Genomic DNA, 16,286 nt, shown 5'->3' with positions numbered 1-16,286 from the left:
GCGCAGATCTGGTCGCCGGTGCCGGGCGGACCGGTGTTCCTGCTGGGCCCGAACTTCTACGCGGTCCGCAGCTACAATCCGTCGATGAACTATGCGCTGGCGATCTGCCATCTCGGCGACCGCATTCTGGGCGCGCCGCCCTTCATCCAGCCGTTCCCCGATTCGGAACGGGCGCTCACGCTGGCCGAAGTGCAGGAGATGCAGGTCCGATTGACCAAGGCCGGCTTCGACACCGGCGGCACCGACGGCCGGGTCGGCAATGACACCATGCGGGCGATCCGGGATTATCAGCTGAAAATGGGGCTGACGCCCGCCGACGGCTATGGCGGCCTGAAGCTGCTGGCGCGGTTACGGCAGGGGTCGTGAGACAGCCGTCGGGATGGCAGGAATTGTTTACCTGATCACCGCCGGACCCTGATCGGGCAGCGCAATGTCCAGTACGCGCAGCTGCACGCGCTCGGTGCCCTGATAGCGGTCGACGGCCAGCGAGCCTGCGACATGCAGCGCCTGGCCGCGATGCTCGATCAGTGCATTGCCGAGCTTCTGACCGACCGATCGGAATGCGATGCCGTTGACGACAGCGCCGTCGCCGGACTTGAAGCGCAGGCGCAGATGGGCCTGTCCCACCTCGTCGGCATAGACCAGCTGATGCGACGGCAATGCCAACACCGGCTCGGGATTGCCGCTGCCGAACGGCCCGGCGCGATTGAGCGTGGTCGCGAGCTCGACGGTCACGCCTCGCGCGGAGACCGCCCCGTCGATCAACAGCTCATTGACATGGCGCGACTGAGCCACGTCGCGGGCGAGCGCGGTCTCCATATAGGCGCGGAACTCGGCGAGCTTCTCCTTGCGCAAGGTCACGCCCGCGGCCATCGCATGGCCGCCGCCCTTCACCAGCACGCCATCGACCACCGCCTGCCGCACCGCCTTGCCGAGATCGACGCCGCCGATCGAGCGGCCCGAGCCGGTACCGACACCGCCCGGCTCCAGCGCGATGGCAAAGGCCGGCCGCGCAAACTTTTCCTTCAGCCGCGCGGCGACCAGACCCACGACGCCGGGGTGCCAGCCCTCGGATGCCGTGACGATGACGCTGGCCTTGTCCTCGAACCCGAGCGATGCCAGCGCCTCGGCCTCGGCCTGCGCTTCGGCGGCCTGCTCGATGACGCGGCGCTCGCTGTTGAGCCGGTCGAGCTCGGCCGCGATCCGCGCGGCCTCGGACACGTCGCCCTCGAGCAGCAGCCGCACGCCGAGATCGGCCAGCCCGATCCGGCCGCCGGCATTGATGCGCGGTCCGAGCATGAAGCCCAGGTGCCAAGCCTCCGGCGGCCCGTTGAGCCGCGCCACGTCCATCAGCGCGGTATGGCCGACATGGTCGCGGCGGCGCATCGCGATCAGGCCCTTGGCCACAAAGGCGCGGTTGAGCCCGATCAGGGGAGCGACATCGGCGACCGTGCCGAGCGCGACATGATGCAGCATGCCCATCAGATCGGGCTCGGGCATTTCGCTGCTCCAAAATCCTCGCGCGCGCAATTCGCGATTGACGGCAACCAGCGTGATCAGCGTGAGACCGACGGCTGCGAGATAACCGAGACCGGAGAGATCGTCGAGCCGGTTGGGATTGACCAGCGCGTCCACCTCGGGCAGTTCGCTGCCGGCCTGGTGATGGTCGATGACGACCACCGACATCCCGAGCCGCCTGGCTTCCGCCAGCGGTTCCAGGCTGGTGGTGCCGCAATCCACGGTCACCAGCAGGGTCGCGCCTTTCCCCGCCAAGGCCCGCACCGCGTCAACGTTGGGGCCATAGCCCTCGAAGATACGGTCTGGAATATGAATCAGCGGATCCAGGCCGCAATGTCGCAGGTGCCAGGCGAGCAATGCCGCGGAGGTCGCGCCGTCGACATCGTAGTCGCCGAAGATCGCAACACGTTCACGCCGGATCGCCGCGTCGGCGATGCGCTTGGCCGCCGCTTCCATCTGGGTCACCGTAAATGGATCGGGCATCAGCTTGCGGATGGTCGGATCGAGAAAGTCCAAAACCGCGTCGATGGCGACATCGCGTCCGGCGAGCAGGCGCGCCAGCATCTCCGGCAATTGATGGCGCTGCGCGATCGCGAGCGCCCGCGCCGCGCCGCGGGCGTCAAGCCGGTCGCGCCACAGTTTCCCGGTCAGGGAATGCGTGACGCCGAGAAAGGCCGGCGGCGCTTCGACGGGCAGTGCGGAGGCGGCAAGCGACATCGTGTCAGCCCATCAGCAAGAAGCGCATGCGGGAGCGAGGACGTGGCGCCGACCGCAGGAGTCACCACACAAGCCGGCGCGATTCGCGCCCCACCCGCAGTCTTTGGTCTTGTGCCGCCACGAAAAGTCAGATTGCCCAAACAAAATGCAGCGAGCAAACCGCGGGCAAGCCGACGCATTAAGCTTACGTTAGGCTGAATCCCTCAGAAATGAAAAAGCTAAACACAGCACCCTTCCGGGATTTCCCCGTAAATCTATCGGGCGGGACGCCTGGCAAAGGATTTCGCGAATGGCTGCGGTGATTGATCAACGACCTACGACGATCGCTGGCGAAGCGGCAGAGTTCAGCGACGAATCGGACATTTCCGCGCTGATCGGGCGGCTCACCGCCGAGGTCAACCAGATCGCCTGCGAGAAGACCAAATCGATCCAGCAGATCACCAACCAGATGAAGATGCTGGCGCTGAACGCCCTGATCGAGAGTTCCCGCGCCGGCACGCAAGGCGCCGGCTTCGCGGTGGTCGCCCAGGAGGTGCGCAGCGTCGGGCAACTGGTCGAGACCATCGCGCGCGACCTCGAAAGCCAGCTCACCAAGCGGACCGCCAATCTGGCGAGTTCGATGGGGCGGATGAACGAACGATCGCGCGGCGAGCGCATGGTCGACCTGTCGCTGAATGCCGTCGAACTGATCGACCGCAATCTCTATGAGCGAACCTGCGACGTGCGCTGGTGGGCGACCGATTCCGCCGTCGTCGATTGCGCCGCCTCGACCGACGCGGCGAAGGTCGCCCATGCTTCGGAGCGCCTCGCGGTGATCCTCGGCGCCTACACCGTCTATCTCGATCTCTGGCTCTGCGACCTCGACGGCAAGGTCATCGCCAACGGTCGCGCCGACCGCTTCAACGTCATCGGTCAGAACGTCGGCGCGGCCAAGTGGTTTCGCGAGGCACGCGGCCTGCGCTCGGGCGATGATTACGTGGCAAGCGATATCGAATGCCAGCCGCTGCTCGGCAACGCGCAAGTCGCGACGTATTGCGCGAGCGTGCGCGCCGACGGCAACGCCAATGGCAAGCCGATCGGCGTGCTCGCGATCCATTTCGATTGGGAATCCCAGGCCCGTGCCATCGTTCAGGGCGTTCGTGTCGGGGCCAGCGACAAGGCGCGCGTCCTGCTGGTCGATTCCAGTTTTCGCGTGATCGCGGCCTCCGACGGCCAGGGCATCCTGAGCGAACGCGTCTCGCTCTCGCTCAAGAGCGGACGCAGCGGCTTCTACAAGGACCGCTCCACGCTGATTGCCTATCATGCCACGCCAGGCTACGAGACCTACAAGGGCCTCGGCTGGTATGGCGTCATCGTCGCGGCAGCATAGCGCCGCCGAACCGGCATCAGCAGCCCATCCGATCGGCGACGCCGCCGAAATCCTTGGCGACGATGTCCCAGTCGCCCCTGGCCTCGAAATCATATTTCTGCAGCGGACCGTATTCGGTAGGCCGCGCCACGAAGGCCGTCTTCAATCCAAGCTTCTGCGCGGCCTTCAAATCATGGTTGTGCGCCGCCACCATCATCACCTGCTCCGGCGGCAGGCAGAGCAATCTGGCCGCGCCGAGATAGGTTTCGGGGTCGGGCTTGTAGTGCTCGAACAGCTCCGCCGACATGATCAGGTCCCACGGCAGGCCAGCGAACTTCGCCATCTCGGTCAGGAGCGCCACGTTGCCGTTCGACAGCGGCGAGATGATGTACCGGGTCTTCAGCCGGGTCAGGCCTGCGACGCTATCCGGCCACGGATGCAGCCGGTGCCAGCCCATCGTCAAATGATACAGGTCGGCGTCGTTCAATCCCGCGATCGATAGTTGTGCGACCAGCTTTTCCAGCGAGCGGCGATGCAGCACGTCGAGGATCACGTAACCCTGCTCCGGATGCCGGCGAACCTCGTCCATCGAGGCCGCATAGACCGCGCGCCAGCCGTCGACCAGCGCGATCCAGTCGGCCTCGATGCCGCGCGTCTTTCCCCAAGCGGTGAAATCATTGATCAGGCTGGTGCGCCAGTCGACCACGGTGCCGAACACGTCGAACACCAGCGCCTTCACTTGCGAAATGTCCGACATGATCCCTGCCTTTTATTGATTGGTCTTTGGTCGCTAATCGAGGTGGAACTTCTCAATCTGGCGGTGCTCCGCCTTGATGTAGCGCACCGTGCCCGTGACGGAACGCATCACGACCGTCTCGGTCTCGATCACGTCCTTGCGGAACTTGACGCCCGACAACAGCGACCCGGTCGTGACGCCGGTGGCCGCGAACAGGCAGTCGCCGCGCGCCAGGTCCTCGATGCCGTAGATCATGCGGGGATCGCGGATCCCCATCTTGTAGGAGCGCTCGCGCTTCTCCTCGGTATCCAGAATCAGCCGGCACTGCATCTGTCCACCGATGCAGCGCAACGCCACCGCCGCCAACACGCCCTCGGGCGCGCCGCCGGTGCCGAGATACATGTCGACGCCGGTGTTGTCGGGATCGGCGCAATGAATGACACCCGCCACGTCACCGTCGGTGATCAGGCGCACCGCCGCTCCCGTCGCACGCACGGCCTGGATGATCTCGGCGTGGCGCGGACGGTCCAGCACCAGGACCGTGATCGCGGAAGCATCGACGCCTTTCGCTTTCGCCAGCCGGTGCACGTTGTCGGCGGGCGAGGCATCGAGCTCGACCACGCCTTTGGGGTAGCCGGGTCCGACCGCGAGCTTCTGCATGTAGACGTCGGGCGCGTGCAGCAGCGTGCCACCGTCAGCCATCGCCATGGTCGCGATCGAGCCGGGCATGTTCTTGGCGCAGAGCGTGGTGCCCTCCAGCGGATCGACGGCGATGTCGACCTTCGGACCGGCATTCAGCCCGACCTTCTCGCCGATGAACAGCATCGGCGCCTCGTCGCGCTCGCCCTCGCCGATCACCACCGTGCCCTCGATCGGCAGCTTGTTGAGCTCGCGGCGCATCGCATCGACGGCGGCCTGGTCGGCCGCCTTCTCGTTGCCGTGCCCACGCAGCCGCGCCGCCGACACCGCCGCGCGCTCCGTCACCCGCACGATTTCGAGCGTCAGGATGCGCTCAAGCAGCAATTGGGGCGGAACGGAAATATGGGTCGACATCGGCTTGCTCCTCAAAACCTTTCTCGGGGCGCAACATTGCGCCCGCGACAATCGTTTGACGCGCGATCCGTTCGGACCGAGCGCCTAGTTTTTCTCGATCCGGATCACCTGCGGCCGGCCGCTGATCACCTTGTCGCGCTGCACCGCCTGCAGCGCGCGGTGAACCGCGTCCTCGTGGGTGGCGTAGGTGATCAGAAGGACCGGCACCTGCGAAGCTTTTCCCGCCGATCGGCCCGCGTCAACGCCATTGGGGTGGCGCTGCACGATCGATTCGATGGAAATCTTCTGCTCGGCGAGCCGGTTGGCGATCGTCGCTGCGGTTCCAGGCAAATCTCGCGCCATCAGGCGGATATAGTAACCGCCCTCATGGCGCTCCATGGGCGCCTTTTCGGTCGCCTTGAGACGCTCGACAGGACGTCCGAACGGCGTGATCCGGACCCCGCGCGCCACATCGGCGATATCCGCGAGCACGGCGGATGCGGTCGCGGCCCCGCCGGCGCCTGGCCCGACCAGGGTGATCGGCGCGATACCCTCGCCGTCGATGGTGACGGCATTGGTCACCCCCATGACCTGCGCGATGGAGGAGGATTTGGGTACCATGGTCGGATGCACGCGCTGTTCGATCCCCTTGACAGTCCGCATCGCCACCCCGAGCAGCTTGACGCGGTAGCCCAGCTCGGATGCCGCCCGCAGATCCTCCGGTGCGATCGAGGAAATGCCTTCGACATAGACCGCGCCCTGCGCGACCTTGGTGCCGAAGGCGAGACTGGCCAGGATCGCAAGCTTCTGCGCGGTGTCGTCGCCATCGACGTCGAACGACGGATCGGCTTCGGCGTAGCCCAGCCGCTGCGCGTCCTTCAGGCATTCGGCGAACGACAGCCCCTCCTGTTCCATCCGCGTCAGGATGTAATTGCAGGTGCCGTTGAGGATGCCGTAGACGCGGTTGATGCCGGTTGCGGCCAGACCTTCGCGCAGGGTCTTGACGATGGGGATCGCGCCGCCGACCGCCGCCTCGAAATTCAACGCTCCGCCATGTTTCTCGGCCGCCGCCGCCAGCCGCAAGCCGTGCTTGGCGATCAGCGCCTTGTTGGCGGTCACCACCGATTTGCCCGACTTCAGCGCCGTCTCGATCGCGGATAGCGCAGGTTCCCCCGCGCCGCCGATCAGTTCCACCAGGCAATCCACATTGGGGTCGTTGGCAAGCCGCAGCGGATCTTTCGCCCAGGCAATTCCGCCGAGATCGACGCCGCGCTTCTTGGCCTTTGATCGCGCAGTCACCGCGACGACCTGCACCGCGCGCCCGCAGCGCTCCGCCAAGGTGCGGCCCTCGCTCTCGATCAGGCGGACGACCTCGGCACCCACGGTGCCAAGCCCCGCAATGCCCACTTTCAGGGGTGCGACCATAACGAGAAGGACCTGCGGAAGACTTATCGCCGGTTGGCGAGCGGAACCACGTTGTGCAATGTTTCGATGCCGCTTTCAAGGAAGCGGCGGACACCGCGCGCAGCCTGGCGGATGCGTTGTTCGTTTTCCACCATGGCGATCCGGACAAAGCCCTCGCCGTGCTCGCCGAACGCCACCCCCGGCGATACCACGACGCCGGATTTTTCGACCAGCAAGGTCGCAAACTGCATGCTGCCGACGTCGCGGAAGGCCGGCGGCAGCGGCGCCCAGGCGAACATCGAGGCCTCCGGCGGCGGAATCTCCCACCCCGCACGCCCGAACGACTCCACCAGCGCATCGCGGCGCTTGCGGTAGGTTTCGCGCATCTCGCGAATGCAATCCTCCGGACCGTTCAGCGCCGCGGTTGCCGCGACCTGGATCGGGGTGAAGGCGCCGTAATCGAGGTAGGATTTGACCCGCGCGAGCGCTGCGATGATGCGTTCGTTGCCGACGGCGAAGCCCATGCGCCAGCCCGCCATCGAGAACGTCTTCGACAGCGAGGTGAACTCCACGGTCACGTCGATCGCGCCGGGCACCTGCAGCACCGACGGCGGCGGGTTGTCGTCGTCGAAATAGACCTCCGCGTAGGCAAGATCCGACAGGATGAAGATTTCGTGACGCTTCGCGAAAGCCACCAGATCCCGATAGAAATCGAGGCTCGCGACATAGGCGGTCGGATTGGAGGGATAACACACCACGAGCGCCAACGGCTTCGGAATGGAATGGACGATGGCGCGCTCGACCGCTTCGAAGAATTGCGGCGTCGGTTCCGAAGGCACCGAGCGAATGACCCCTCCCGCCATCAGAAAGCCGAAGGCATGGATCGGATAGCTCGGATTGGGGCACAGCACCACGTCGCCGGGCGCGGTGATTGCCTGCGCCACATTGGCAAAGCCCTCTTTCGAGCCGAGCGTCGCCACGATCTGCGTTTCGGGATTGAGCTTCACGCCGAAGCGCCGATCGTAATAGGCAGCCTGCGCCTTGCGCAGGCCATTGATCCCGCGCGAGGCCGAGTAGCGGTCAGTCCGTGGCTTGCCCAGCGTCTCCTTCAGCTTTTCGATGACATGCGGTGGTGCCGGCAGGTCCGGATTGCCCATGCCCATGTCAATGATGTCGGCGCCGGCATTGCGCGCGGCTGCCTTGGCCCGGTTGACTTGCTCGAACACGTAAGGCGGCAGGCGGCGGATGCGGTAAAAATCTTCCATGGTCCTCAGGCTCCGACAACCGGAGGGCCGAAAGCGCGATTCGCGACCGAATCCAATTTTATCCAGAATTCGAGCTAATTTAGATAGTTAGCTCGACTTCAGGGACCAAATCGTTCGCTTTGCCCTGATGTGCGGTTGAAGCCGCCCTTTTACCACGCAGGCCGCGCCGCGCCAGCGGTTAGCGCGCCGATAGGTTACTTTGGCGCTGAAGCCTGGGCTGCAGCAGCCTGCGCATCCGAGGCTTGCGCGGAGGCGTTCTGGGCTGAGGTCGGCGGTTTCCGAGGCTTCGCGGCCTTGCTCGCGGGTGCGCTCGGTTTTGCGGTGGCAGACGGCCCGGAGGTCGCGGGGGTCACGACTGCCTGGCGGTCGCGCGCGGCAATCAGCTCCTTTTCGATCTTGTCGCGCGCCGCTGGATCCAGCACGGCCTGGTCACGATCGGGCGGCAGATCGTTGACCGGCGGATAGGCGCCGGCTTCCTGCGGATGCTGCGGCGCCGCAACCCCTGGCATATCGGCGACCGTCGTCGAGCAGCCGGCAAGCGCCAGCGCCGCGACGAACAACGCGCTCAAGGCAAACGCCTTTCCCTGCCGACCCGCCGACATATCTCCAGGAATTCCCGATCCGCTTTGTCTTGATTCGCTTTGTCTTGATCCGCTTTGTCTTGCAGTCGTCCGAATCCCGATCCATCGGACGTTGCGGCCACTCAAACCATTTCGCCCCACAACGGTTGAGCCTAGAACAGACACGACTGCCGATAGGACTGCAATGTGACGGAACGAAGATATTTTATCGCAGCGCAACAGAGCTGTCGATCACGGTTAACGGCGCCGCGATTTCGATCTGCCGCGGTGACGCCGCCGAAATGAAGCGATAGTGTCCCCCATCATGACCGATGTGACGATCCAGAGCCAGTCAGAAGCCAAGTTCGACGCCGAGGCCTTTGCGATGAATCTCGCGCGGGCGATGGAAAGCGGCGGCAAGGCGCTCGCAGCCTATCTCAAGCCGCGCGAGAGCGGCGAGGTGAAGGATGCCCCGCCCGCCGAGCTGGCCGAGGTCATCAAGACACTGAGTGCCGTCGCCGAATACTGGATGGCCGACAACGAACGCGCCTCCGATCTGCAGACCAAGATGGCGAAGGGATATCTCGACCTCTGGGGCTCGGCGATGCGCCGCCTTGCCGGCGAAGACGCGGCGCCCGCGATTGCGCCCTCGCCGCGCGACAAGCGATTCGCCGACCCCGAATGGAAATCGAACCAGTTCTTCGACTTCGTCATGCAGGCCTATCTTCTGACCACCCAATGGGCGCAGGACCTGGTGCGCAATGCCGAAGGCCTCGACGCGCACACCCGCAAGAAGGCCGAGTTCTACGTCAACCAGATCACTAACGCGCTGGCGCCGTCGAATTTCGTTTTCACCAATCCCGAAGTGCTGCGGCAGACGCTTGCATCCAATGCGGACAATCTGGTTCGCGGCATGCAGATGCTTGCCGAGGACATCGAGGCGGGAGGCGGCACGCTGCGCATCCGCCAGTCCGATCCGGCCAACCTCGCGGTCGGCGTCAACATGGCGACCACGCCCGGCAAGGTCATCTTCCAGAACGACCTGATGCAACTGATCCAGTACCAGCCGACCTCGGAAAACGTGCTGCGGACGCCGCTTCTGATCGTGCCGCCCTGGATCAACAAGTTCTATATTCTCGACCTCAAGCCGGAAAAATCCTTCGTCAAATGGTGCGTCGATCAGGGCGTCACGGTTTTTGTGATTTCGTGGGTCAATCCCGACAAGAAGCTCGGGACAAAGACCTGGGAAGACTACATGAAGGAAGGCCCGCTCGCGGCGATGGACGTCATCGAGCAGGCGACCGGCGAATTGAAAGTCCACACCATGGGCTATTGCGTCGGCGGCACGCTGCTCGCCACCACGCTGGCATGGCTTGCGGAAAAGCGGCGGGTCCGCGTGACGTCGGCGACATTTTTGGCGGCGCAGGTCGATTTCACCCACGGTGGAGATCTCCTGGTGTTCGTCGACGAGGGGCAGATTTCGGCGCTCGAACGCGACATGCAGGAATCCGGCGTGCTCGAAGGCGGCAGGATGGCGATGGCTTTCAACATGCTGCGCTCGAACGATCTGATCTGGTCCTATGTCGTCAACAATTACCTGAAGGGACAGCCGCCTTCCGCGTTCGATCTGTTGCACTGGAATTCGGACGCGACCCGGATGCCGGCCGCCAATCATTCCTACTATCTGCGCAACTGCTATCTGGAGAACCGGCTCACCAGCGGCTCCATGGTGCTGGACAACACCCTGCTCGACCTGTCGAAGGTGAAGGTGCCGGTCTACAATCTGGCCACCCGCGAGGATCACATCGCGCCGGCTGCTTCGGTGCTTTACGGCTCGCAGTTCTTCGGCGGACCGGTCAAATTCGTGCTGTCCGGCTCCGGACACATCGCCGGCGTCGTCAATCCGCCGGCATCGAACAAGTATCAGTACTGGACCAACGATAGTATTGGCGACATCACGCTTGCCGACTGGATCAAGGGCGCCCAGGAGCACAAGGGCTCATGGTGGCCGGACTGGCGCGAATGGCTCGGCGGCCTCGATCCCGAGGAGGTGCCGGCGCGCCCGGTCGGAACTGACAAGCTACCGCCGATCGAGGATGCGCCGGGCAGCTACGTCAAAGTCCGCGCATAGCGCAACGCCGCACGCTCCGTTATAAGCGACCGTCCGGCGCAGACGAATTTTCAGAAAACGAGCAAGGGGAACATGATGACGCGCGGATTGATGACGCCCGAGTTGTTCTGGCTGACGCTGACGGTAATCCTGACGGGATTGCTGTGGGTTCCCTACGTGGTCAACCGCTGCCTGGTTCGCGGTCTCTCGGGCGCGCTGGCCAATCCCTCCCGCAACGACAAGCCGCACGCGGCATGGGCCACGCGGCTGATGTTCGCGCATGACAATGCGGTCGAAAACCTCATCATCTTCGCGCCGTTGATCCTGATCCTCAGCGAGATCGATTATTCGACCCGATGGACGGTTTACGCCTCTGCGACCTATTTCTGGGCCCGCGTCGCACATCTCGTGGTCTACACGCTGGGGCTGCCGGTGTTCCGCACGCTGGCATTCACCGTCGGCTTCCTGGCGCAGGCGGTGCTGGCGCTGGCGATCTTTGGCGTGCTGTAAGCTTCAAGCCTTTGCACGGCACCCGGCAAACACGATTGCGCCGCGCGCAGCCTCCGGGCTGTCATCTCAGGCCACGGCCTTGCGCACAATGAGATGCAGCATCGTTGCGGGCGTCTGGTCGAAGCTCTTGATCTCGCTGGGACCGGACGAAACCGAATTCCACGCCCCGGCCGCGGCGTAGGTCGCCTGCAGCCACTGCTGCGACGGGTAGTTGTAATAACGGCCGAGCCTGTCCCGGCCACCATCCTCGCCGGTCTTGAAGCTGGCGTAGAATACGCCCTCGGGTTTCAGCGCGCGGTGGATGCGGCCGAGGATACCCGCCAGCTCGTCCCTCGGCACATGGAGCAGACAGGCACTGGCCCAGACGCCGTCATAGGCTGCCTGCGCATCGAGCTCATGGAACAGCATCGTCTCCACGGGATGGCCGAGGCGGCGCGCTGCGATCTCGGCCATTTCCGGCGACCCGTCGGTCACGCGCACCATGAAGCCAGCAGCCAGCATCTCCGCCGAATGGTTGCCGGCGCCGCAGCCGAGTTCGAGGATCGACCCGCCCGGCGGCAGCAATGCGAGAAACCCTTTCAACCGGTCGGACGGAGCTTTCGCCCATTCCGCATAGGCCTCCGCATTGCGCCGATAGAACTGCAGCGTATCGTCGTCCATGCCTGAGCCTTTCGTCACGGAAACAGCGCGATCTGCTCGAGCCCTGCCGTCTCCGGCAGGGCGAACATCAGATTCATGTTCTGGATCGCTTGTCCGGCGGATCCCTTCACCAGATTGTCGATCACCGAGATGACGATGGCGCGATTCCTGATGCGGTCGGCGAATACGCCGATCTCGACATAATTCGAGCCGCGCACGTTCTGGGTCTGCGGCACCACCCCCTTCTCCACGACGTGCACGAAGGGCTCGCCGCGATAGGCCTGTTGCAGCGTCCCGCGCAGATCGTCTGACGTGGCGCCATTGAGCCTGACATAGGACGTGCAGAGTTCGCCGCGGGCCATCGGGATCAGATGCGGGGTGAAGTTCACCGTGACGGCCGCGCCGAACGCGGCGCCGATTTCCTGCTCGATCTCCGGGGCGTGCCGGTGCGTGCCGATCGAATAGGGCGACAGTCCCTCCCCCGCCTCGCTGAACAGCGTGTTCTGCTTCAGCCCGCGGCCAGCGCCGGTGACGCCCGACTTCGCGTCGATGACGATGTCGCCGGCATCGACGAGCTTCGCCCTGACCAGCGGCACCAGCGCGAGCAGCGCCGCGGTCGGATAACAGCCCGGACAGGCGACGAGCCGCGCCGATTTGATCTGCTCGCGGTAGAATTCAGTGAGGCCATAGACGGCCTCGCCTTGCAGCTCCGGCGCCCGGTGCTCGTGGCCGTACCATTGCGCGTAAGTGGCCTTGTCGCGCAGCCGGAAATCGGCGGACATGTCGAGGATCCGGATCTCGGGATTGGCTTTGAGCACGGAGGCAATAATCTCCTGCGTGGTACCGTGCGGCAGCCCGCAGAACACCGCATCCAGCTTGCTCCAGTCGACCTTCTCCCACTCGACCAGCCTTGGCAGGTCCAGCATGAAGAAATGTGGAAAGACATCGGCCATCGTCTTGCCGGCATGGGTATTGGCGGTCAGCGCCGCGATCTCGGCATTCGGGTGCCGCGCCAGCAACCGCACCGCGTCGGAGCCGGTATAGCCGGAGGCGCCCAGAATACCGATCTTCTTCCTGGTACTCATGGCATATCTCCTTCGGCTCCGCCGTCTCTCTGACGAAGGCCCGTCTCTGATGAAAGCCTGCGGCCGCACCTGCGCATTCGACCTGCGGTCTGTTGCGAGTTCGTGTCAGCCCGTACGCTCAGTCTATTGGCGATCGTCGTATAGCACAGGATGATGCGATTTTCGGTCACAGAACATCGCGCAATCCGATGTAGCTCAGCAGAATTTCCCAGAAGGAACTTGCGTGGACCAGTCCCGCCAGACGGGCTCGGGCTTCCGCATGGCCGCGATCGGATGCCATGCCGTACCACTTGATCGCCTGTTGCGTGTCCCTGGGAACGCCGGTGCCGCTCTCATAGGCCCAGCCCAGGTTATATTGAGCATTGCTGTCGTTCTGATCGGCGGCATTCCGAAGCAGAAAAATCCCCCGGGTTTGATCCGCCGGCACGCCCTGTCCTTTGACGTATAGTATTCCGAGATTGACTTGTGCCCAGATCGAACCCTGATCGGCAGCCTTCGAAAACCAATTCGCAGCCTGCCGAAAGTCCTGGGGAACGCCGCGACCGTCTCGATACAGGCTTGCCAGGCGAGCTTCGCCGTAGTCGTCGCCCTGCTCGGCCGCCTTGGCGTACCACTGCGCCGCGACCTTGTCGTCGCGCGCAATACCAAGCCCCATCTCGTACAAATAGCCGAGGTGCGATTGGCTGTAGGGATCGTTCTGCTCCGCCGCCATCAGGAACCAGCGGATCGCCTCGGCGTAGTTGCGCTCAACTCCACGACCGTTCTCGCACATGGTGCCCATATACGATTGGGCCTTGGCGCTTCCACTCTCGGCAAACGGCTTGAGCCGCGCGATCGCAAGCGCGTATTTCTGGCTCAAGAACGCGTTGACGCCTTCGGTAAAGTCGGCACTGATATCCGTGACATAGGGAGCCGATTTCGGCGTCACGCCGATCGGCCCGTGGTTGAATTCGCTGAACTTGTCCAAGCCCGCCTTGATCGCAGCGGCGAATTCGGCCGGGCAAACCGCCGAATCGAAATTCAGCCGGATCACGGCGCTGGAACGCACCGTCCGGCCATCGCGCACGGCTGCCGCATGGACCTCGATGCGACCGCTCGCGGCTCCGTACGGCGTGTTACCGTCGAGCTTTCTTTCATAGGCGATCTCCGCCGGCTTTTCGTAGAAATTGATTCCCTCCGGCACTGTAAGCGAGCTGGTCTCGCGATATTCCAGCGAGCGGCAGGGAAACGGGCGATCGGTTGTCCCGCCGGTGGCCAGCAGCAACAGCGGGGGCCGGGGATCGGTCAACGGCAGCATCCTGACGCTCTCCGGTCCACCGAGGCCGACAGGCTTGCTGATCTGAAACGTGGCAGTGATGGCATAAGTGTCGGACAGCTCGCGCGGGTTCGGAAAACTGTAGTCGCCGCCCCCGGCCAGCCCCGCTTGCTCGATCAGCTTCCTGGCGGCGTTCGGACGGTCCACCGATTCCAACTCTGACGCGACCGAGCGCCCGACCAGCGCACCCAGCCCGATTCCGGACAAGATCGAACGAGCCTGGCGCGTGCCGTCTCCGAGCAGCGTGTAGTCGGTATCCGCCGCCAGCACGAAGCGCTCCGGCGTCGCCACCGGAATACGGGAGATCGTGCCCTTATCGATATTGAGCGCCGGCTTGCCCTCGAGGTTGGGCGGCAGCGAGCCGAAGGCAAAAAGCGCTCCCGTTGGATCAAGATACTGGCCGATCTCCGGTACATAGACGATTGCGTGGTTGAAATTCGGTGTGGCGACCTCGGTCAGCGTATATTGCGCGTCGGCATTCACCGCGACCAGATCCGCTTCGATCCCTTGCGCGGCAAGCAGGGCCTTGAGAATCGTCGCGTGCGCCTTGCAATCGCCGTAGCGCGCAGCAAACACAGCCGACGCCGGCTGCGACGTCCAGCCGCCGTCCTCGAAGCCGATCCCGACATAGCGGATATTCCGCGCCACCCAGTTGTAGATTCGCTCGACCTTGGCAGCCGGCTCGGCGGCGTTGCCGACGATCTGGATCGCAAGCTTGCGCAAACGCTCATCCGGCTGCGCCATGGGGGCGTTACGGGCGTTCAGCATCGCGGCGAACGCGGCATAGTCCGCGAAGGTGCTGACTTCAAAACGTCTGGCGTCGTCGAATAAGCCGGCATCGATCTGGCGTGGCTTCGCCGTCTCCTGCCTGAAGCGCACATGATGGATGATCCTGTCGCCCAACCTCTCTTCGCTATGCTCGACGTTCCGAAGCGCGACGTGCAACGGTTTCGAGGCCGGCCCGTCGAGCGTGAGCTCCATCAGCTCGGGCGGCTGATCTGCCGGCTGACTCCAATAGGACGCAAACTCCCCAGCGAATTCGGGCCTTTTTGCCGTGTAGATCAGGCGTCCCCTGACCTTGTCGCCCGGGGCGACCTGTGAATAAGCGATGATCCTTTGTCGCCGTTCGTCGAAATAGGGCGAGGCCGTATCCGCCGATGCCGGCTGGTCGCGGATGGCCCGCTCATCGACTGCGATCACACTGCCATCGGCCTTCAACGTGGCCAGGTCTTGCGACGTCACGTCACTGAAATAACTATTGTACGTAACGACCTGCTGTGAAATCGCTGCAGCCCCCCTGTCATCGAGCGCCAGGATTTCAAAATCGAAGACGGTCGTGCTCAATCCCTGTTCATCGAAAGTAACATTGTAACGGCTGACCGTTCGCCGCCAGCCTGGGTCGATCCAGACCGCATCCCGATGCGCGGCGGTCGACTCGACAGGGTTGGCGGCGACGAAGCTCGATGAAAACAGCAACAGCAGCAAAGCGGGACAGATGCGCGAGATCATGGTGCTGAAAGCCCCGCGGGTGAACGTTACATCGAGAGCTCAGCTACCATCAGGAAATTACCACCGGCTGCCGGAGATAGAAAAACTTTTATGTTCTCTCGCAGGATGTGACAGTCGCTGCCGGAACCTAATCCGCGCGTCGTCGCGCGGGCCCGCCGTCAAGGCTGGCGACCACGGCTGGCGACCGATTCCTTGAAACCTGTCATTTCCAAGCCATCAGACCTCATCCTGAGCCCCCAGCTCCGAAATCGGAGCTGCACACAGACCATGAACCGCGTGTTCCATGGAAAGGCATCACCCCCAATGTCGTTCTGATTTTCGGAAATCGTTGTTGACGCCGACCCCAAATCACCTGCATATGACCGCCATCCTGTCCCACAGAGGGGCGTTCCGGATCGTCCAGAGACGCGGGGCGGGATGCGGTGGACGCGGCAGCGTCAGGCGTGACACGTGATGGCAGGGCGGGTTCTTTGGAACCTGTGAGCGGTCAACGGCATGCTGACGAGTGGGTGCTGTCGCGTACGGTGAAGTCGCGTGG

The 16,286-nt window shown here is 63.9% G+C and carries 12 protein-coding genes and 1 pseudogene; 4 read left to right on the top strand and 9 right to left on the bottom strand.

What is annotated here, in order from left to right:
- On the top strand, positions 1 to 366 hold a 366-nt coding region (locus tag WCB02_RS38290; protein WP_423967310.1), incomplete at its 5' end, for a peptidoglycan-binding protein.
- Positions 367 to 393: 27 nt separating this feature from the next.
- Here the strand turns inward: WCB02_RS38290 and recJ are convergent.
- Entirely contained in the window at positions 394 to 2,235 is a 1,842-nt protein-coding gene (gene recJ / locus WCB02_RS38285; protein WP_423967307.1) for a single-stranded-DNA-specific exonuclease RecJ, read from the bottom strand.
- A 289-nt stretch (positions 2,236 to 2,524) separates the two neighbouring features.
- Here recJ and WCB02_RS38280 point away from each other — a divergent pair, with 289 nt between their 5' ends.
- Positions 2,525 to 3,604 carry a methyl-accepting chemotaxis protein gene (locus WCB02_RS38280; protein ID WP_423967305.1) on the top strand — a complete coding sequence of 360 codons (1,080 nt, stop codon included), beginning with the start codon at positions 2,525 to 2,527 and terminating at the stop codon, positions 3,602 to 3,604.
- A gap of 16 nt (positions 3,605 to 3,620) precedes the next feature.
- On the opposite strand, the gene WCB02_RS38275 is transcribed toward WCB02_RS38280, so the two are convergent.
- The 5 genes and pseudogenes from WCB02_RS38275 to WCB02_RS38255 form a co-directional block, all read right to left on the bottom strand.
- A complete protein-coding gene (locus tag WCB02_RS38275; protein WP_423967303.1) occupies positions 3,621 to 4,340 on the bottom strand; it encodes a haloacid dehalogenase type II in 720 nt (239 codons plus the stop codon).
- A gap of 33 nt (positions 4,341 to 4,373) precedes the next feature.
- Positions 4,374 to 5,372, bottom strand: a complete 999-nt coding sequence (glpX, locus tag WCB02_RS38270) for a class II fructose-bisphosphatase (protein WP_423967301.1) — start codon at positions 5,370 to 5,372, stop codon at positions 4,374 to 4,376.
- 84 nt (positions 5,373 to 5,456) lie between these two features.
- Positions 5,457 to 6,776: a homoserine dehydrogenase gene (locus WCB02_RS38265; protein WP_423967298.1), complete on the bottom strand. Its 1,320-nt coding sequence runs from the start codon at positions 6,774 to 6,776 to the stop codon at positions 5,457 to 5,459.
- A gap of 23 nt (positions 6,777 to 6,799) precedes the next feature.
- Positions 6,800 to 8,020 carry an LL-diaminopimelate aminotransferase gene (locus WCB02_RS38260; RefSeq protein ID WP_423967296.1) on the bottom strand — a complete coding sequence of 407 codons (1,221 nt, stop codon included), beginning with the start codon at positions 8,018 to 8,020 and terminating at the stop codon, positions 6,800 to 6,802.
- A gap of 347 nt (positions 8,021 to 8,367) precedes the next feature.
- A pseudogene (locus WCB02_RS38255) lies at positions 8,368 to 8,622 on the bottom strand (hypothetical protein); the annotation flags it as partial.
- A 283-nt stretch (positions 8,623 to 8,905) separates the two neighbouring features.
- On the opposite strand from WCB02_RS38255, the gene WCB02_RS38250 reads away from it, so the two are divergent.
- Together WCB02_RS38250 and WCB02_RS38245 are read left to right on the top strand one after the other, a co-directional pair.
- Entirely contained in the window at positions 8,906 to 10,711 is a 1,806-nt protein-coding gene (locus WCB02_RS38250; RefSeq protein WP_423967294.1) for a PHA/PHB synthase family protein, read from the top strand.
- A gap of 90 nt (positions 10,712 to 10,801) precedes the next feature.
- Positions 10,802 to 11,200, top strand: coding sequence for an MAPEG family protein (locus WCB02_RS38245; RefSeq protein ID WP_423967312.1), 399 nt, complete (start codon positions 10,802 to 10,804; stop codon positions 11,198 to 11,200).
- A 66-nt stretch (positions 11,201 to 11,266) separates the two neighbouring features.
- Here WCB02_RS38245 and WCB02_RS38240 read toward each other — a convergent pair whose 3' ends face one another.
- The 3 genes from WCB02_RS38240 to WCB02_RS38230 all read right to left on the bottom strand — a co-directional run bounded on the left by WCB02_RS38240 (position 11,267) and on the right by WCB02_RS38230 (position 15,748).
- A complete protein-coding gene (locus tag WCB02_RS38240; protein WP_423967292.1) occupies positions 11,267 to 11,860 on the bottom strand; it encodes a class I SAM-dependent methyltransferase in 594 nt (197 codons plus the stop codon).
- A gap of 14 nt (positions 11,861 to 11,874) precedes the next feature.
- Positions 11,875 to 12,924, bottom strand: coding sequence for an N-acetyl-gamma-glutamyl-phosphate reductase (gene argC / locus WCB02_RS38235; protein WP_423967289.1), 1,050 nt, complete (start codon positions 12,922 to 12,924; stop codon positions 11,875 to 11,877).
- 166 nt (positions 12,925 to 13,090) lie between these two features.
- Positions 13,091 to 15,748, bottom strand: a complete 2,658-nt coding sequence (locus tag WCB02_RS38230; RefSeq protein WP_423967287.1) for a DUF3857 domain-containing protein — start codon at positions 15,746 to 15,748, stop codon at positions 13,091 to 13,093.
- Positions 15,749 to 16,286 lie beyond the last annotated feature (538 nt).

Source organism: Bradyrhizobium sp., from assembly GCF_049581145.1.
In the GTDB taxonomy this organism is placed as follows: Bacteria; Pseudomonadota; Alphaproteobacteria; order Rhizobiales; family Xanthobacteraceae; genus Bradyrhizobium.
The sequence above is the reverse complement of the archived record's forward strand: the minus strand, read 5'-3'. Positions and strand labels throughout refer to the sequence as shown.